Source organism: Microbacterium sp. SY138, from assembly GCF_039729145.1.
Taxonomy (GTDB): Bacteria; Actinomycetota; Actinomycetes; order Actinomycetales; family Microbacteriaceae; genus Microbacterium; species Microbacterium maritypicum_A.
Genome location: NZ_CP155793.1, coordinates 2,079,495 through 2,097,666 on the forward strand (window position 1 = coordinate 2,079,495; position 18,172 = coordinate 2,097,666).

General features: G+C 68.5%; 17 protein-coding genes. 6 read left to right on the top strand and 11 right to left on the bottom strand.

The genetic code is table 11. From position 1 onward, the window contains the following. Nucleotides 1–47 precede the first annotated feature (47 nt). The 7 genes from ilvC to ABDC25_RS09930 form a co-directional block, all read right to left on the bottom strand. Nucleotides 48–1,268 (bottom strand): ketol-acid reductoisomerase, encoded by a 1,221-nt coding sequence (ilvC, locus tag ABDC25_RS09900; protein WP_279587989.1) that lies wholly within the window; start codon nt 1,266–1,268, stop codon nt 48–50. After that, nucleotides 1,156–1,665 (bottom strand): acetolactate synthase small subunit, encoded by a 510-nt coding sequence (gene ilvN, locus ABDC25_RS09905; RefSeq protein ID WP_017830816.1) that lies wholly within the window; start codon nt 1,663–1,665, stop codon nt 1,156–1,158. Before ilvN ends, ilvC begins: the two co-directional genes overlap by 113 nt. A 3-nt stretch (nt 1,666–1,668) precedes the next feature. Then, nucleotides 1,669–3,471: an acetolactate synthase large subunit gene (locus ABDC25_RS09910; RefSeq protein ID WP_021200377.1), complete on the bottom strand. Its 1,803-nt coding sequence runs from the start codon at nt 3,469–3,471 to the stop codon at nt 1,669–1,671. Nucleotides 3,472–3,522: 51 nt separating this feature from the next. Continuing rightward, the gene (gene ilvD / locus ABDC25_RS09915) at nt 3,523–5,241 is read right to left on the bottom strand and encodes a dihydroxy-acid dehydratase (RefSeq protein ID WP_021200376.1); all 1,719 of its coding nucleotides are present in this window, start codon (nt 5,239–5,241) and stop codon (nt 3,523–3,525) included. A 9-nt stretch (nt 5,242–5,250) separates the two neighbouring features. Next, entirely contained in the window at nt 5,251–6,048 is a 798-nt protein-coding gene (otsB, locus tag ABDC25_RS09920; RefSeq protein ID WP_292767022.1) for a trehalose-phosphatase, read from the bottom strand. Nucleotides 6,049–6,126: 78 nt separating this feature from the next. Continuing rightward, the gene (locus ABDC25_RS09925; protein WP_021200374.1) at nt 6,127–7,533 is read right to left on the bottom strand and encodes a trehalose-6-phosphate synthase; all 1,407 of its coding nucleotides are present in this window, start codon (nt 7,531–7,533) and stop codon (nt 6,127–6,129) included. A 63-nt stretch (nt 7,534–7,596) separates the two neighbouring features. Further along, entirely contained in the window at nt 7,597–8,853 is a 1,257-nt protein-coding gene (locus ABDC25_RS09930; protein WP_021200373.1) for an MFS transporter, read from the bottom strand. A 209-nt stretch (nt 8,854–9,062) separates the two neighbouring features. Between ABDC25_RS09930 and ABDC25_RS09935 the strand changes: the two genes are divergently transcribed. Both ABDC25_RS09935 and ABDC25_RS09940 read left to right on the top strand, forming a co-directional pair. Continuing rightward, entirely contained in the window at nt 9,063–10,268 is a 1,206-nt protein-coding gene (locus tag ABDC25_RS09935; protein WP_347122793.1) for a PLP-dependent aminotransferase family protein, read from the top strand. A 9-nt stretch (nt 10,269–10,277) separates the two neighbouring features. Further along, nucleotides 10,278–10,577, top strand: coding sequence for a hypothetical protein (locus ABDC25_RS09940; RefSeq protein WP_021200371.1), 300 nt, complete (start codon nt 10,278–10,280; stop codon nt 10,575–10,577). Nucleotides 10,578–10,601: 24 nt separating this feature from the next. Here the strand turns inward: ABDC25_RS09940 and ABDC25_RS09945 are convergent, their stop codons facing one another. The 3 genes from ABDC25_RS09945 to ABDC25_RS09955 are packed head-to-tail and all read right to left on the bottom strand — an operon-like array spanning nt 10,602 to nt 13,222. Continuing rightward, nucleotides 10,602–11,786, bottom strand: a complete 1,185-nt coding sequence (locus ABDC25_RS09945; protein WP_029265513.1) for an acetyl-CoA C-acetyltransferase — start codon at nt 11,784–11,786, stop codon at nt 10,602–10,604. Then, the gene (locus ABDC25_RS09950) at nt 11,779–12,447 is read right to left on the bottom strand and encodes a CoA transferase subunit B (protein ID WP_029259037.1); all 669 of its coding nucleotides are present in this window, start codon (nt 12,445–12,447) and stop codon (nt 11,779–11,781) included. The genes ABDC25_RS09945 and ABDC25_RS09950 overlap by 8 nt, the downstream gene beginning before the upstream one ends. A gap of 1 nt (nt 12,448) precedes the next feature. Beyond that, nucleotides 12,449–13,222, bottom strand: a complete 774-nt coding sequence (locus tag ABDC25_RS09955) for a CoA transferase subunit A (protein ID WP_347122796.1) — start codon at nt 13,220–13,222, stop codon at nt 12,449–12,451. A gap of 104 nt (nt 13,223–13,326) precedes the next feature. Here ABDC25_RS09955 and ABDC25_RS09960 point away from each other — a divergent pair, with 104 nt between their 5' ends. The 4 genes from ABDC25_RS09960 to ABDC25_RS09975 all read left to right on the top strand — a co-directional run bounded on the left by ABDC25_RS09960 (nt 13,327) and on the right by ABDC25_RS09975 (nt 16,393). Next, nucleotides 13,327–14,112 carry an IclR family transcriptional regulator gene (locus tag ABDC25_RS09960; protein WP_347122798.1) on the top strand — a complete coding sequence of 262 codons (786 nt, stop codon included), beginning with the start codon at nt 13,327–13,329 and terminating at the stop codon, nt 14,110–14,112. Between the two features lie 35 nt (nt 14,113–14,147). Next, nucleotides 14,148–14,585 carry a MarR family transcriptional regulator gene (locus ABDC25_RS09965; protein WP_021200366.1) on the top strand — a complete coding sequence of 146 codons (438 nt, stop codon included), beginning with the start codon at nt 14,148–14,150 and terminating at the stop codon, nt 14,583–14,585. Then, on the top strand, nt 14,582–15,811 hold the full coding sequence (locus ABDC25_RS09970) for an MFS transporter (RefSeq protein WP_036271558.1): 1,230 nt from the start codon (nt 14,582–14,584) through the stop codon (nt 15,809–15,811). Before ABDC25_RS09965 ends, ABDC25_RS09970 begins: the two co-directional genes overlap by 4 nt. Before the next feature lie 99 nt (nt 15,812–15,910). Continuing rightward, a complete protein-coding gene (locus ABDC25_RS09975) occupies nt 15,911–16,393 on the top strand; it encodes a YbaK/EbsC family protein (RefSeq protein WP_347122800.1) in 483 nt (160 codons plus the stop codon). A gap of 170 nt (nt 16,394–16,563) precedes the next feature. Here ABDC25_RS09975 and ABDC25_RS09980 read toward each other — a convergent pair whose 3' ends face one another. Next, nucleotides 16,564–18,072 carry an Ig-like domain-containing protein gene (locus ABDC25_RS09980; RefSeq protein WP_315068188.1) on the bottom strand — a complete coding sequence of 503 codons (1,509 nt, stop codon included), beginning with the start codon at nt 18,070–18,072 and terminating at the stop codon, nt 16,564–16,566. Nucleotides 18,073–18,172 lie beyond the last annotated feature (100 nt).

An 18,172-nucleotide genomic window follows, 5' to 3' on the forward strand; every position in this document is an offset into this window, starting at 1 on the left:
GAAGAACGGGCGCCCCCGAAGGGACGCCCGTTCTTTCGAGAATCGAATCAGCGCGCGGCGCTGCCGTCGACGTAGTCCTCATCCTGCTGCTTCCACGCGAAGAGCGAGCGCAGCTCCTTGCCGGTGACCTCGATCGGGTGCTGCTCCTCCTTCGCACGCAGTGCCAGGAACTCCTCGGCCCCGTTGTCCTGGTCGTCGATGAAGCGCTTCGCGAAGGCGCCGGACTGGATGTCGGCCAGCACGCCCTTCATGCTCTCCTTGACGCGCTCGTCGATGACGCGCGGACCCGAGACGTAGTCGCCGAACTCGGCGGTGTCGGAGATCGACCAGCGCTGCTTGGCGATGCCGCCCTCCCACATCAGGTCGACGATCAGCTTGAGCTCGTGCAGAACCTCGAAGTACGCGATCTGCGGCTGGTAGCCCGCCTCGGTCAGCGTCTCGAAGCCGGCCTGCACCAGGTGGCTCACGCCACCGCAGAGCACGGCCTGCTCACCGAACAGGTCGGTCTCGGTCTCCTCGGTGAAGGTCGTCTTGATGACGCCGGCGCGGGTGCCGCCGATGGCCTTGGCGTACGAGAGCGCGAGGTCCCATGCCTTGCCCGATGCGTCGCGCTCGACGGCGATGATGTCGGGGATGCCACGGCCGGCGACGAACTCGCGACGGACCGTGTGACCGGGAGCCTTCGGGGCGACCAGGATCACGTCGACACCCTCGGGAGCGTCGATGTAACCGAAGCGGATGTTGAAGCCGTGCGCGAAGGCGAGCGTCTTGCCGGCCGTCAGGTTCGGCGCGATCGACTCGCTGTAGATCGTGCGCTGGTGCTGGTCCGGCGCGAGGATCATGATGACGTCGGCCCACTCGGTGGCCTCGGCGACGGTCTTCACCGGGAAGCCGGCATCCTCGGCCTTGGCTGCCGACTTGGAGCCCTCCTTGAGGGCGATCGCGACCTCGACACCCGAGTCGCGCAGGTTCTGCGCATGGGCGTGACCCTGCGATCCGTAGCCGACGATCGCGACCTTCTTGCCCTGGATCAGGGACAGGTCTGCATCGGCGTCGTAGAAGATCTCGGTGCTCACTATGTGTTTCTCCTTGTTCTTTGCGTTTCGTCTTGCTTCGCGCACTCGATGAGCGGCGAAAACTCGGTACTCGGGTTGGTCAGCCGCGCAGGACGCGTTCGGTGATGCTCTTGCCGCCGCGGCCGATCGCGAGAAGGCCGGACTGCGCGATCTCCTTGATGCCGAAGGGCTCGAGCGCGCGCAGCATCGCATCGACCTTGCCCTTGTCACCGGTCACCTCGATCACGAGTGCGTCGGAGGCGTAGTCGACCACGGAGGCGCGGAAGAGGTTCACCACCTCGATCACGTTCGAGCGCGTGGCGTTGTCGGTGCGCACCTTCACGAGCATGTGCTCGCGCTGCACGGAGGTGGCGAAGTCGAGCTCGACGATCTTGATCACATTGATCAGCTTGTTGAGCTGCTTGGTGACCTGCTCGAGCGGAAGCTCGTCGACGTCGACGACGACGGTGATGCGGGAGATGCCCGGCACCTCCGTCACGCCGACGGCGAGGGAGTCGATGTTGAAGCCGCGGCGGGCGAAGAGCCCCGCGACACGGGTCAGCAGGCCGGGGGTGTTCTCCACCAGCAGGCTCAGCACGTGGGTCGACATGGATCAGTCCTCCTCGTCGAATGCGGGCGCGTGCTCGCGGGCGTACTGGACATAGCTGTTGCTGACTCCCTGCGGGACCATCGGCCACACCATGGAGTCGGCACTCACGACGAAATCGATCACCACGGGGCGGTCGTTCGTCTCGAGCGCGAGCTGGATGGCGGCGTCCACCTCCTCTTCCTTCTCCACGCGGATCGCGAGGCAGCCGTAGGCCTCGGCGAGCTTCACGAAGTCGGGGATGCGGATCGTGCCGTGACCCGTGTTCAGGTCGGTGTTGGAGTGACGGCCGTCATAGAACAGCGTCTGCCACTGTCGGACCATGCCGAGCGACGAGTTGTTGATGATCGCGACCTTGATCGGGATGTTGTTGATCGTGCAGGTCGCGAGCTCCTGATTCGTCATCTGGAAGCAGCCGTCGCCGTCGATCGCCCAGACCGGACGCTCGGGCTGCGCCACCTTGGCCCCCATCGCGGCCGGCACCGAGTAACCCATCGTGCCGGCACCGCCGGAGTTCAACCAGGCGTTCGGACGCTCGTACTTGATGAACTGTGCCGCCCACATCTGGTGCTGACCGACGCCGGAGGCGAAGATGCCCTCCGGACCGGTGAGCTCGCCGATCCGCTGGATCACGTACTGCGGAGCCAGGAGGCCGTCCGTCGTCGGCGCGTATCCGAGGGGGAACTCGGTGCGCAGTCCGTCGAGGTACGACCACCATTCCTCGATGTCGGGCTTCGCGCCGGAGGTCGCCCCGCGGAAGGCCGCATCGAGATCGGTGAGCACATCGCGCACGTCGCCGACGATCGGCACATCGGCCGTGCGGATCTTGGAGATCTCGGCCGGGTCGATGTCGACATGGACGACCTTCGCGTTCGGCGCGAACAGAGCCGCCTTACCCGTGACGCGGTCGTCGAACCGGGCACCGAGCGACACCAGGAGGTCGGCCTCCTGGAGCGCCAGCACGGCGGGAACCGTGCCGTGCATGCCGGGCATTCCGAGGTGCTGGGGGTGCGAGTCGGGGAACGCGCCGCGCGCCATCAGCGTGGTGACGACCGGCGCGCCGGTGGACTCCGCGAGCTCGAGGAGCTCCGCCGACGCCTTGCCGCGGATCACACCACCGCCGACGTACAGCACCGGCTTCTTGGCCTCGGCGAGCAGCGTCGCCGCAGCCTGGATCTGCTTGCCGTGCGCCTTCGTGACGGGACGATAGCCGGGGAGGTCGATCTTGGGCGGCCACACGAACGGGGCGGTCGCCTGCTGCGCATCCTTCGTGATGTCGACCAGCACGGGGCCGGGGCGTCCGGTGCCCGCGATCTCGTAGGCCGCGGCGATCGCGCCAGGGATGTCCGCGGCATCCTTCACCAGGAACGAGTGCTTGGTGATCGGCATCGTGATGCCCACGATGTCGGCTTCCTGGAACGCGTCCGTTCCCATCAGCGTCGAGAACACCTGGCCGGTGATGGCGAGCATCGGAACCGAGTCCATGTAGGCATCGGCGATCGCGGTCACGAGGTTGGTCGCACCGGGCCCGGAGGTCGCGATGCACACGCCGACCTTGCCGGAGGCCGATGCGTAGCCCTCGGCGGCGTGACCGGCGCCCTGCTCGTGCCGCACCAGGATGTGGCGCAGCTCGGATGCATCCATGAGCGGGTCGTAGACCGGGAGGATCGCACCTCCGGGAAGACCGAACACGTCGGTGACGCCGAGCAGCTCGAGCGAGCGGACCACGGCCTCCGCGCCGGTGATCTCCGGCGCAGAGGATTGACGGGCGGGCGGCCTCGGCACGGCCGGGGCGGTATCAGCAGTCATGAGTTTCCTTCTGATGATCTGTGGAGGACGCCGGACGTCGGAGCGTCCGGGTCAGCCGGTGGTCGCTCCCTCGGCGGCGGACCGCACGAGGCGCGAGTACTTGGCAAGAACGCCTCGGGTGTAGCGCGGGGGAAGCGGCTCCCAGCCAGAACGGCGGGAGGCGAGCTCTGCCTCGTCGACGAGTAGATCGAGAGAGCGAGCTGCGATATCGACCCGTATCAGATCACCATCGCGCACGAAGGCGATAGGACCTGCGTCCACCGCTTCGGGTGCTATGTGGCCGATGCACAGGCCGGTTGTGCCGCCTGAGAATCGTCCGTCAGTCAAGAGTAGTACATCTTTTCCGAGCCCCGCGCCCTTGATGGCCGCAGTGATGGCGAGCATCTCGCGCATGCCCGGTCCGCCCTTGGGGCCCTCGTAGCGGATCACGATGACGGTGCCGGGCTCGATCTCCCCCTCGGCGACCGCGTCCATGGCGGCGCGCTCGCGCTCGAACACGCGTGCAGGGCCCTCGAACACGGCGGCGTCGAAGCCGGCGGTCTTGACGACAGCGCCCTCGGGGGCGAGGGAGCCGTGCAGGATCGTGAGGCCGCCGGTCGCGTGGATCGGGTTGTCGAAGGTGTGGATGACCTCGCCGTCGATCGGCTGCGGGTCGAGGTCGGCGAGGTTCTCGGCGAGCGTCTTGCCCGTGACGGTGAGCGCGTCGCCGTGCAGCAGGCCCTCGTCGAGCATCGCCTTCATGATCACGGGGATGCCGCCGTGACGATCGACGTCGTTCATCACGTACTTGCCGAAGGGCTTCATGTCGGCGACGTGCGGGACCTTGTCGCCGATGCGGTTGAAGTCGTGCAGGCTCAGCTCGACGTCGGCCTCACGGGCGATCGCGAGCAGGTGCAGGACGACGTTCGTGGAACCACCGAGGGCCATCGCGAGGGCGATCGCGTTCTCGAACGCCTCCTTGGTGAGGATGTCGCGCGTCGTGATGCCCTGACGGAGCAGGTTCACCACGGCCTCGCCCGAGCGGTGGGCGTAGTAGTCGCGACGACGATCCGCTGCGGGCGGAGCCGCCGAGCCCGGAAGGCTGAGGCCGAGGGCCTCCGCGACCGACGCCATGGTGTTGGCGGTGTACATGCCACCGCAGGCACCCTCGCCGGGAGCGATGGCGCACTCGATGCGCTTGAGGTCCTCCTCGCTCATGAGACCGGCACGGCAGGCACCGACCGCCTCGAACGAGTCGATGATCGTGACGTCCTTCTCGGTGCCGTCAGAGAGCTTGACCCAGCCGGGAGCGATGGACCCGGCGTACAGGAACACGCTCGACAGGTCGAGGCGCGCGCTGGCCATGAGCATTCCGGGGATCGACTTGTCGCAGCCGGCGAGGAGCACGGAACCGTCGAGGCGCTCGGCCATCATGACGGTCTCGACGGAGTCGGCGATGACCTCGCGCGACACGAGCGAGAAGTGCATCCCCTCGTGGCCCATCGAGATGCCGTCCGAGACGGAGATCGTGCCGAACTGCAGCGGGTAGCCGCCGCCGGAGTGCACGCCTTCCTTGGCCCCCTGAGCGAGACGGTCGAGACTCAGGTTGCAGGGAGTGATCTCATTCCAGCTCGACGCGATGCCGATCTGCGGCTTGTCCCAGTCGGCGTCTCCCATGCCGACGGCACGGAGCATGCCTCGGGAGGTCGTGGCCTCGATGCCGTCGGTGACGACGCGGCTGCGGGGCTTGATGTCGATGGGCGCGCTGTGAGAGGGATCATGCGAGGACATGACGGAAGTCTATTGCCGACGAGAGGCGCGTTCGTCCGCCAACGCCTCCAGAAGCTCGGCGATCTGTTGTGGAGTGTCCACACGCAAGGTCGCGACGCTCTCCCCCGGGCCCACGCGCACGCCGAGGTCGCCTTCTCCGAGCACACGCATCGCGTCCTCGTCGGTCACATCGTCGCCGGCGAACAGGATCCCCGTGGCATCGAAGCGATCGCGGAGCGCGGCCATCGCGGCGTCCTTGCCCTCGGTGCGCGAGGAGAATTCGAGAACCCGGTGCCCGGAGCGCCGCCGCCAGTGCGGGAATCGCTCGGCGACGAGCGCGTCGATCTCGGCGAAGACGCGTTGCTCGGTCTCCCGGTCCGCACGGCGGGTGTGCACGCCCATGCCGAAGGTCTTGGGCTCGAACTCCGCACCCTCGTACCGTTCGATGATCGGCTTCGCCGCAGCCCAGAGCTCTTCCCGAGCCCCTTCTTCCGTCTCCTCGCCTGGTGCGTCCACGTCGCCCTCGCCGGGGAACCAGTACTGGGCGCCGTGTGAGCCGGCCAGCGCGATCGCGGAGTCGTCCGTGTGCTCGGTGATCACGCGGAGGTCGTGCATGCTGCGACCGGAGACGTAGGCGACGACCGTGTCCGGCAGAGCGGCGAGGCGTTCGACCTGAACCGCCACCTCGGGAAGCGCCCGTGCCGCCATCGGGTCTGCGACCAGAGGAGAAGCCGTGCCGTCGAAGTCGAGGGCGACCACCAACCGCGGTGTGGCAGCCAGAGCCTGCAGGTCGTCGTCAGCGGTTCCGGGGGTCCAGGGACGCGTCACGGATTCTCCAATCACAGGGGTGGTTCTCGGCGGCTCCGGCGTGAGCCGCACGCTCAGTATCTCGGTCGTGGAGGAACGTCAGCGACCACGGACCTCGGAGAGCGCCGCCAGGAACGACGACGACCACGCGTCGACGTCGTTGTCCAGCACCCGACGTCGAAGCGACCGCATACGCCGCCCCTGCTCCGCCGGAGGCATCTCCACGGCCGTCATGATCGCATCCTTGAGACCCTCGATGTCGTGCGGGTTCACCCGGACCGCCTGCCGCAGCTCATCCGCGGCGCCGGTGAACTCGCTGAGCACCAGCACTCCGCGGTCGTCGACGCGGGTCGCGACATACTCCTTGGCGACGAGGTTCATGCCGTCCCGCAGGGCCGTCACCAGCATCACATCTGCGGCGAGGTACAGCGCGACCATCTCTTCGCGCGGATAGCCCTGGTGAAGATATCGGATCGCGGAATGGCCCATCGTGTCGGTATCGCCGTTGATGCGGCTGACCGCGAGCTCGATCTCGTCGCGCAGGTGCACGTACGCATCCACACGCTCCCGGCTGGGACTGGCGACCTGCACGAGCGTCACGTCTTCGACTTTGAGGCGTCCCTCGGCCAGCAACTCGCCGTATGCCTTGATGCGGTGACGGATGCCCTTGGTGTAGTCGAGCCGGTCGACACCGAGCAGGATGCGCTTGGGGTTTCCGAGGCTCGCGCGGATCTCCGCCGCCCTCGCGCGCACATCCTCGCGGGCAGCGAGCTCGAGATACGGGGTGGTGTCGATCGAGATCGGGAATGCCCGCGCCATCGCCGTTCGGGTGCCCTCTCCCTCGGGGACGGAGACATGGGGGCCCTTGACCTCGTAGCGCAGCCGCCGGCGTACGGCGGTCAGGAAGTAGGTGGCGTCCTGCGCGCGCTGGAAACCGATGACGTCGGCGCCGAGCAGCCCGCGCAGCACCTGGTCACGCCAGGGCAGCTGCGCGTAGAGCCCGTGTGCGGGGAACGGGATGTGATGGAAATACCCGATCGTGACATCCGGGCGCAGTTCGCGCACCATCTGCGGCACGAGCTGCAGCTGGTAGTCGTGAACCCAGACCGTGCCCTCCGGCGCCGCGGCATCAGCGGCCGCCTCGGCGAACCGTCGATTCACGGTGACGTAGGCATCCCACCACTCGCGGTGGTACTGCGGAGGAGCGATCACGTCGTGATAGAGCGGCCAGATCGTGTCGTTCGCGAAGCCCTCGTAGTACTCCGCCACCTCCTGGGCACTCAGCGCGACCGGAATCAGATCGATGCCGTCGGCCTCGAAAGGCTCCAGCTCGACGTCGGCCTGACCGGGCCAGCCCACCCAGGCTCCGTGGACACTGCGCATCATGGGTTCGAGGGCGGCGACGAGTCCGCCCGGAGAGGTGCGCCAGGTCTCCTCACCATCAGGCCCCACCACGCGATCCACGGGCAGGCGGTTGGCGACGACGACGAAATCTGCTGCGGCCACGAGGGCTCCTCCCGGGGGTTTCCTCCAGGCTATCGAGGAACGCGGATTTCCGCGGATCGTCGCTCAGGCCTTGACGAGAGCCTCCCGGCGCCCCACACCAGTCAGGAACCAGTTGGCCAGGCCCGCCGCGAAGGCGATGAACGCCGCGATCATCGGCAAGAGAAGCGCCGCAGGAGTGCCGACGTTCTCTGCGATCTCACCGGCGAACGCGGCTCCGATCGACTGACCGACGACCACACCGGATCCCAACATGGTCATGACGGTGGCCGAGCGTCCGCGCGGACTGCGGGCGGCGCCGAAGCTGTACTGCGTGACGAGGGTGGGTCCGATGCCGATTCCCATGATCGCGAGCGCCAGCATCATCGTGCCCGGTGTGTCGACGAATCCGAGCAGAAGGGTGCCCGCCAGCAGGATGCCGGAGAAGACGAGCCATCGGGCCCGCATCGAGAAGGCGGCGGGAAGCCAGGCGACGCCGAGCGCGAGGATGGCGGAACCGACGCCCATGACCCCGTAGAGGAGCCCGGCCTGCTCCGGCGCGCCGCGATCGGCCATGAACGACGTCAGCGAGGTGAGCATCGTGCCGAAGAAGATCCCGACTCCGAGGATGCCGAGGACGACGATCAGCAATTGCGGGCGGAACAGCTCGGAGACGGCGGACGGCGCCCTGCCGTCGGCGTCGCGGTCCTGCGACACGTGTCGACCGCTGGGGTGCAAAGCGAAGGCACCGACGAAGACCACCGTGAGCACGGCCGCGCCGACCAGAGGCGCCCACGGCGCGATGGCCGACGCGAGGATACCGACCAGGAAGGGACCGAAGACGAACACGGTCTCGTCGGCCGCGGACTCGTAGGCCATCGTGCCCGACACCGTCTTGGCGCGGCGAGCCACGGCCATCCGTTCGTTGATGATCGTCACCAGCCGCGAGCGCGAGAGCGGTGCGACCTGCGGGGCGGTGGCTCCGATGCCCACTGCGGCCAGCAGCACGAAGCCGTCTGCCGCGGTGCCATAGACCACGAACGTGAAGAGCAGGAGCATGGCGCCGTTGGCGAGGGCGAGCACCATCAGGACGACGCGCTGACCGAAGCGGTCTGCGGCGGCGCCGAGAAGAGGCCCGAAGCAGGCCGTGCCGAGGCCGACGGCTGCGGAGGTGAGCCCGCCCAGGGACAGGGAACCGCGGGCGGACACGACCACGGTCAGGACGCCGACCACCATCATGGCGAACGGCAACCGCGCGATGAAGGCGATCAGGAAGTAGGGCAGACCGGCGAGACGCAGAAGGCTCGGCTCGGTGAGTGGTGGGATTGCTGTGGCGCGTGTCATGGCTCTCGCGCGTCGAGGACGCGATGTCGGGTGCCGCCGCTGTCCGTCGGAATGCCGACGGCCGGTAGATACACGGGGTGCGGCCGCGGGCGAGCCGCGACCAGGCCATGATAGCGGGTCGGCCCGGGGAACAGCAGGGAAGCCGGCGCCTCGGGACGGGTCTAGTCTGGGCGACACCCGCCGAACGACAAGCGCAAGAGGAGTCCCCGTTGCCCACTGCCCCGCAGCCCGCCGCGCCGATCCTCTCCCTCCCGTCGCGTTCACAGCGTGCCGGCAGTGCCAAGACCTCGCCGGTCCGCGACCTGCTGGCCCTCACCGCGCGCCCCGAGGTCATCTCGTTCGCCGGCGGGCTCCCCGCGCCCGAGCTCGTCGACGTCGAGGGCATCCGCGCCGCGTTCGATGCCGTGCTCGACTCCCCGGGGGTGCTCCAGTACTCCACGTCCGAGGGAGACCCGGGACTGCGGGACGCGGTCGCCAGACGCTATTCGTCCGACGGGCTACCCACCGCGGCATCCGACCTCATCGTCACGACGGGGTCGCAGCAGGGGCTGGGGCTCATCTCGACGACGCTCGTCGATCCCGGCGACACGATTCTGGTTGAGGAGCCCTGCTACCTCGCAGCGCTCCAGACGTTCGCGCTGGCCGGTGCCCGCGTCGTCGGTGTCCCCTACGTCGGCGATGACCTCGACCTCGACGCACTGGACCGCCTCGCCGCGCACCATGGACCGAAGTTCTTCTACACCGTGCCCACGTTTCAGAATCCGACCGGACGCACGCACGATGTCGAAGCACGCCGCACGATCGCCGCGATCGCGCAGCGCCGAGGCTTCCGGATCGTCGAGGACGAGCCGTACCGCCAGTTGCGGTACTCGGGGGATGCCCTCCCCTCGCTCGCCGCGTTCGCCCCCGGACATGTCATCAGCCTCGGCAGCTTCTCCAAGGTGATCGCACCCGGCCTGCGCATCGGCTGGATCCGCACCACGGCCGACATCCGCTCGTCGATCACGATCGCCAAACAGGCGGCCGACCTGCACACCTCCACGGTCGACCAGGCAGCGGCCGCCCACTACCTCGCTTCGGGTCGCGGCGAGCTCGCGCTCTCGCGCATCCGCGAAGCGTATGCCGCTCGTCGCGACGCGATGCTGGAGATGCTTCCCTCCGCGCTCCCGGACGGAAGCAGCTGGAACCGACCCGACGGTGGCATGTTCGTCTGGGTTCGACTCCCCGAGGGACGGGACGCCGCATCGGCGCTTCCCGCAGCGCTCGCCCACGACGTCGCTTTCGTACCGGGCACGTCGTTCTTCTCCGGTATCCCCGACGAACGCACCCTCCGCCTGTCCTTCACCACCTACTCCCCTGCCAGGATCAGGGAGGGCTTGTCAAGGCTCGGTGCGACCTGGGGTACGGGAAGGTAGCGTGGGGGCATGCGCTACCTCTTCAGCACTGGACTTGTCGCTGCGATCTCTGCCGGGGTCTCCCTGCTGCGCGGCACGCGCGAGCAGCCGATCACCTGGCGCGCCGTCCTGTCGTGGGTGAGCTGGGGAATCACGATGGCACTCGCGGTCGGCGCCGTCGTCGACATGAACCGTGAACGCCGCGGCGTCCTGGTCGACGCCGACTCGCCCCAGTCGGTCAAGAAGGCGAAGAAGGCCCAGCGACTGCAGTTCCGGTCGCAGAAGGCTCTCGCCGACACGCAGGACCACGCGAAGGACGCTCGCCCCTGACGTCCTCCCCGCCCGAGACTCTTGTCACCGGGTGAGGATGAGGGCTTCTCCCTGACCGCCACCGCCACAGAGGCCGACGGCGGCCGTACCACCACCTCGACGAGCGAGCTCGTGTGCGACATGCACCACGAGCCGGTTCCCCGATGCGCCGATCGGGTGGCCGATGGCGATGCCGCCGCCATGGATGTTCACGACGCCCTCGTCCAGGCCGAGCTCCTCCTGCGAACGGGCGACGACAGCGCCGAAGGCCTCGTTGATCTCCACCAGGTCGAGATCGGCGGGCGCGATGCCCTGCTTCTCGCACGCACGTTCGATGGCACGCGCCGGCTGCGCCTGCAGCGAGTTGTCGGGACCGGCGGTCTGCCCGCTCGCTCCGACGGTCACGAGCACGGGCCATCCCTTGGCGTCCGCAGTCCGTCGTGTCGTCACCACCACAGCCGAGGCACCGTCGGAGATCGGTGACGAGTTCCCCGCCGTGATCGAACCTCCCTCTGCGAACGCGGCACGCAGTCCCGCGAGGGTCTCGACGGTGGTGTCCGGACGCACGCCCTCGTCCCTCGTCACGCGCACGGGCTCTCCCCGACGCTGCGGCACGTCGACGGCGACGATCTCCTCGTCGAAGAGACCTGCCTCCTGCGCTGCCGTCGCGCGCTGATGCGACAGCGCGGCCACCCGGTCCTGCGCTTCACGGGTCAGCCCGAAGCGCGCGTTGTGCCGCTCGGTGGACGCGCCCATGCTCTCCCGGTCATACGCATCCGTGAGGCCGTCGTATGCCATGTGGTCGAGAACCTCGACGCTGCCGTACGCCCAGCCGTCGCGCGATCCCATGAGCAGATGGGGCGCGCGCGTCATCGATTCCATCCCGGCGGCGACGACCACATCGGCGTCGCCGGTGCGGATCATCCGCGCCGCGTCGATGATGGCGGTCAAACCGGACAGGCACACCTTATTCACGGAGTGCGCGGGAACGTCCCACCCGATCCCTGCGCCGATGGCCGCCTGACGCGCCGCGTTCTGCCCCGACCCCGCGGCGAGCACCTGGCCGACGATGACCGCGTCGACGTCAGCCGGATCGATCGAGCCCTGCTCCAGCGCACCTCGGATGGCGAAGGAGCCGAGCTGAGGTGCGGTGAACGCGGCGAGCTGCCCCTTGAGGCGACCCTGAGGCGTGCGGGCGGCGGCGACGATGACGACATCGTTCTCAGTCATGGTCTGTGGTCCTTCCGGTGAGGAGAGTGCGGGAGATGGTGAGCGGTGGTTCCGTGGCGGCGATGACCTCGTCGACCGTGACGCCCGGCGCCGTCTCGACGAGCACCAGGCCTTCGGCCGTCACATCGACCACGGCGAGGTCGGTGATGATCCGATCGACGACACCGCGACCGGTCAACGGCAGCGAGCACTCGTCGACGATCTTCGCGGAGCCGTCCTTGGCCACGTGCTCCATGAGCACGATGACGCGGCCGGCTCCGTGAACCAGATCCATGGCGCCGCCGGGACCCTTGACCATCTTGCCCGGGATCATCCAGTTCGCGAGGTCGCCTCTCACGGAGACCTGCATCGCACCAAGGATGGCCGCGTCGATCTTGCCGCCGCGGATCATGCCGAAGCTGGTCGCGGAGTCGAAGAACGCCGCTCCGGGGAGGGTGGTGACCGTCTCCTTGCCGGCGTTGATGAGGTCTGGGTCGACAGCGTCCTCCCGCGGGTAGGGACCGACGCCCAGGATGCCGTTCTCCGACTGCAGGACGACCGTGACCCCGGGCGGGACATGGTTGGGTACGAGGGTGGGCAGGCCGATGCCGAGGTTGACGTAGGCGCCGTCCTCCAGCTCGATCGCCGCGCGGGCCGCCATCTGCTCACGGGTGAGTGCCATCTCAGGCTCCTTCCACGGCGACGGTCCGCCGCTCGATGCGCTTGGGGATGTCGAGGCCCACCTCGACGATCCGGTGCACGAACACGCCGGGGAGGTGGATGTCGTCGGGGTCGAGCTTGCCCGGCTCCACCAGCTGCTCGACCTGCGCGATGCAGATGCGACCGGCCATCGCGGCGAGCGGATTGAAGTTGCGCGCGGCCTTGTTGAACACGAGGTTTCCGTGTCGGTCGCCGCGTGCCGCGTGCACGAGCGAGAAGTCGGTGGTGATCGCCTCTTCCAGGACGAACTCCTTCGGCTGCCCGTTCACCGCGAAGACGCGCACGTCCTTCACCGGCGAGGCGGTGGCGATGGTTCCGTCGGGGTTGTACCGACGCGGCAGCCCGCCTTCGGCGACCTGCGTCCCGACACCCGTCTGGGTATAGAACGCGGCGATCCCCGAGCCGCCGGCCCTGAGCTTCTCTGCCAGGGTGCCCTGCGGGGTGAGTTCGAGTTCGAGTTCGCCACTCAGGAACTGACGCTCGAACTCCTTGTTCTCCCCCACGTACGACGAGGTCATCTTGTGGATACGCTGCGCGGCGAGCAGCACTCCGAGTCCCCAGTCATCCACTCCGCAGTTGTTGCTCACCACGCTGAGGCCCTTGGTGCCCTGCGCGAGGAGAGCCTCGATCAGAGCGATCGGGTTCCCGGACAGGCCGAAACCGCCGACGGCCAGCGACGCTCCGTCCTCGATGTCGGAGACGGCAGCCTCCGCAGACTCCCATTGCTTGTCGATCACGTCGGCTCCTTCGATTCCGTGCTCACCCCAGCATCCGCCGACGAGCCGTCTGCGGGGAAGCCGGATCTTGCGATGTGGCCGAACACGGAGGTAGCGTCCACATTATGGAACCCGCCTCTTCAGTTCCCGGCACGCAGGCGATCGCGAGGGCCGCGCGTCTGCTCCGTCTGGTGACCGCCGCGGGCTCCGACGGAGCCTCGTTGCAGGAGCTCGCGGTCGCCGCCGCGCTCTCGCGCTCGACCGCCCACCGCCTTCTGAGCGCCCTCAAATCGGAAGGACTCGTCGACCGCGACGGCGCGAGCACGCGATGGATGCCCGGGCCGGAGCTGTTCCTCATGGGATCGGTGGCAGCGGCCCGCTACGACGTCACCACGCTCGCCCGCGATATCGTCCGGTCTCTCGCGGTGAAGACCGAGGAGAGCGCGTTCCTCTCCGTGCGACGGGCGGACGAGACGGTGTGCCTGCTCCGCGAGGAAGGGTCGTTCCCGATCCGCTCCTTCGTGCTCAGCGAAGGGGTCCGCTTCCCTCTCGGCGTCGCCAGCGCCGGACTCGCCATCCTGGCGTTCCTCCCCGACCACGATGTGGATGCCTATCTCGACCGCCACCCCGAGCTGGAGGGAGCGTGGGGGCGCGCGCACGGTCAGCTCCCCCTCCGAGCACGCCTCGCCGAGACCAAGGAACGCGGCTATGCCGTCAACCCCGGACTGATCGTCGAGGGCAGCTGGGGGCTGGGTGCTGCGGTCTTCGATCGTGCAGGGCGCCCGGAATGGGCGCTGAGTCTGACCGGCGTCGAGTTCCGCTTCGGCCCGGAGCGGATGGCCGAACTCGGTCGCACGCTCCTCGCGCACGCGCACCAACTCTCCGCGAGGATCGCCAGCACCAGGCGGTGACGACCATTCATACCAACCGGTATATACTCGTTGGTATGAATCGCGTCGATGTCATCCCCTCTCTGGTGCTGTCGGGGTACGCGCTCGGCCGCATCGCCGCTCAGGACGCCGGGAACGACGCACCTGCGGCGCAGTGGCGAGTGTTGAGCCTCCTCGAACAGGCAGGCGCGAGAAGGGTGGGTGAACTCGCCGCGGCCGCCCGCACCACCCAACCCGGCATGACCCGTCTCCTCGGCGGCTTGGAACGGGAAGGACTCGTGCTCCGCTCCCCCGATCCCGACGATTCACGAGCGACGGTCGTCGACATCACTCCACGGGGAACCGCCGCCCTCGCCGCCTGGCGCGCCGAGTTCCGTGACACGCTCGCCCCGCGCTTCGCCGCGCTGAGCGACGAGGAATGGGCTGCCCTCACCCGTGCGGCGGAGATCCTCGCCGCGCACACCGCCACTGATCGAACAGGAGAATCTCGGTGAACACCCCCGCCACCCCCTCGGTGTGGAAGCAACCGGCCCAGGTGTGGGCCGTCGCATTCGCGTGCGTCGTCGCCTTCATGGGCATCGGCCTCGTGGACCCGATCCTGCCCGCGATCGCGGAATCGCTCCAGGCCTCGCCGGTCGAGACCGAGTTGCTGTTTACCAGCTACCTCCTCGTGACCGGGCTCGCGATGCTCGTGACCAGCTGGATCTCGAGCCGCATCGGCGCGAAGGCCACCCTGCTCATCGGATTGGCGCTGATCGTCGTCTTCGCCCTGCTGTGCGCCCTGAGCGGCAGTGTCGATGCCGTCATCGGTTTCCGGGCAGGCTGGGGCCTCGGCAACGCCCTGTTCATCTCGACCGCGCTCGCTACGATCGTCGGCGCCGCGTCAGGTGGCAGCAGCGCTGCCATCGTGCTCTACGAAGCGGCGCTCGGCCTCGGGATCGCCGTGGGCCCTCTCCTCGGCGGACTCCTCGGGGAGCAGAGCTGGCGCGGCCCGTTCTTCGGCGTCGTCGTGCTGATGGCCGTCGCATTCGTCGCCGTGCTCGTGCTGCTGCGGGGGCCCGGGGAGAAGCGGGTTCCCGTGAAGTTCTCCGCGCCGTTCGCCGCGCTGCGGCGTCCCGCACTGGCGGTCCTCGCGATCACAGCGCTGTTCTACAACATCGGCTTCTTCGTGCTGCTGGCGTTCTCGCCGTTCCCCCTCGGCTTCGGCGCGATGGGAATCGGCTTCACGTTCTTCGGATGGGGCGTTGCACTCGCCGTCACGAGCGTGTGGGTCGCGCCGATCCTGATGCGCCGGATGCCCCGCACGCGCATCATCCTCGTCGTGCTCCCCCTCCTGGCGATCGACCTCGTCGCCGCCGGCCTCCTGGTCGCGAACGCCGCTGCTCTCGTCGCCTGCATCGTCATCGGCGGGCTCCTGCTCGGCGTTATGAACACCGTGCTCACGGAGGCCGTGATGGAGGCCACGGATCTTCCGCGCTCCGTCGCCTCCTCGGCGTACTCCGCCGTGCGATTCCTCGGCGGTGCGATGGCTCCTCCGATCGCGGCGCTGCTGTGGCACGCGTTCAACGCGACGGTTCCCTACCTGTTCGCCGCTGCCTCGGTGCTGCTGGCCGCACTCACGGTGTTCCTGGGACGCCGAGTGCTCGCGCACATCGACGACGAGCCTGCGGACGCGACGACGGAGGACGCCGCGGCTATCCTCGTGGGCGACGCCGCCTGAACCGGACCTGCGACGTCGGAACGGCCAGCGGAGCCCGCTCCGGCGTCGCAGCCTGCACCCTCTGGATCCGGCAGCCTGCGCCTTGGATATCGTGGGGCGATGAGCGAAACGCCTTCCCTCCCCGAACGCAGCCGTCTCGTGCATGAGCATCTCGTGGACGCCGGCGTCGAGACAGCGATCCGTGTGCTTCCGGACTCCGCACGCACAGCCGTGGAGGCCGCGACGGCGATCGGGTGCGACGTCGCGGCGATCGCCAACAGTCTGGTGTTCCTCGCCGATGGCGTCCCCGTCCTGGTTCTGACCAGCGGCGGTCACCGCGTGGAGCTCTCCACCCTGCGGGCGAGCATCGGCGCGGACGACGTGTCCATGGCGCCCGCATCCGTGGTCCGCTCGGCGACCGGCCAGGCGATCGGCGGCGTCGCTCCTGTCGGGCACCCCGCGCCGCTCCGCACGTTCATCGACGAAGCACTGCGGGACCATCGAGAGCTGTGGGCGGCCGCGGGCCATCCACACACCGTCATGCCACTGACGTTCGACGAACTCCGCCGTATCACGGACGCGACGGTGATCGCCGTCGCCTGACCCCCGGGAAACGACCTCACGGAGAAGGATCTCGCGGAAGACCGGAGAGCGTCTGCTCTCCCGCGCGCGACGAAACCGGTACGACGAAACCGGTACCGGGGAGCAGGCGACTCCTCGGCACCGGCCTCGTCCGGTGGATCAGTCGTCCGACGGACCAGTCGTCCGATGGATCAGTCCTGGGCCACGCGCGAGCGCGCCCGGACCGCTCCGAGAACGGTCAGAGCGATGCCGAGCAGCAGAGCCGCGCCGCCGCCCCAGAGCATCGCAGCGGGGACATCGCCACCGGTGGTGGCCAGCGACGACCCACCCGTGAGTGGCAGCTCGGTGGGCGGAGTGACCCCGGTGGGCGGTGTCGGCGGTGTCGTCGGCGGAATCACGGGCGGCGTCGTCGCGGTGTTGGTGAGCGTGACCGCGAGTGCCGTACCGGAGCCGACGGTGAACTGCGCTCCGCCGTCGGCCACGGAGTGCACATCGGGTCCCGAGAACACGGGAACACCCCAGTCGACCCCCTCGACCGCCGGTGGCGTGAGCTCCACGAGTGTGACCACGGTCCCCGTGGGCAGCTGGATGAGCGGTGCGGTCGCTCCCGCCGTGACCGTGACGGTGCGCTCGACGACCGGGTCGCCATAGCTGTAGCGCACGGTGTAGACGGCATCGGCCGGTACCTCAGACGAACCGGAGCCGCCGACGACCTTAGTGAGGGTGAACGCGCCGGTGGCGTCGCCGTCTCCGCTTCCCCCACCGGTGACAGACCACACCTCCCTGTCCTGGAGCTTGATCCCGTTGACGTCGGCGGTGTTGGCGTAGGTGGCACCGTCGACCTGCGAGCTCGGCACCGTGAAGTACTTGACGAAGTACATCCGCGTCGGGTCGATCGGGCCGGGGATCACGAGGTGGAAGGCCGTGCCGCCGTCGTTCCATGATCCGGTCCAGTTCGTGATCGACTGCGGATCCCGATCCTGCATCGTCGTGCTCCATACCTCGAGCTGCTCATCCTCGTTGTGATGTTCGGCGAATCCGTCGCCCGCCCCGGTCAGGGTGTCGTCGACGACGATCGACTCCGCGCCCGCGAAGCTCGCACCCGGCAGCGCCAGCTGCCACGCGATCCTGCCATCATCCGTCTGCCACGACCACTTCTGCGGTTCTGTGGGCAGCGGCGACGACGGTCCGATGCCGCCGCCGGGAATCTCGACGGGCGTGATGGTGCCATCGACGGTGAACTCCACCGTGCTCTCGGTCGTCTGCTCATCGGCGGAGGCGACGAACCACAGGGAGCCGCTGACCCCGGTGCGCCCGTTCACGTAGTCGGTGAGCGTGCAGGTGACGACCGGTGCGGCGTCGGTGCTCACGGTGCACTCGGCGATCGTCTTGCTCGGATCCTCCGCAGAGGGTACCGAGAAGGATGTCCCCGCCCGGGCGAACTCCTTCGGCAGGGTGAACCCGAAGGTCTGTCCACCGACCGCGCCGTCCGGCACCGACCACTCGGCGTCGACCCGCACCTGGTCCCACTGCGAGACCGCTCCGCCGCCCCCGACCGTGGTCACGGTGATCGACGAAGGATCGATGGCCGCGGGATAGTCGTACTCCGCAGCTGAGGCGGCTCCCGCACCCGCCAGTGTGATCACGGCGCCCAGCGCTGCGGCCGCAGCGGCGATGATCGCGGTTGTCTTCCGGCGCACGACGGCGCCACCGTTTCTCTCGTACAAGATCTTCCCCAGTTCTTGATGTAGCCCATCCCGTCGGCGCTGCTGCGAAGCAGTGAGGCGTCCGAGGGCGCGA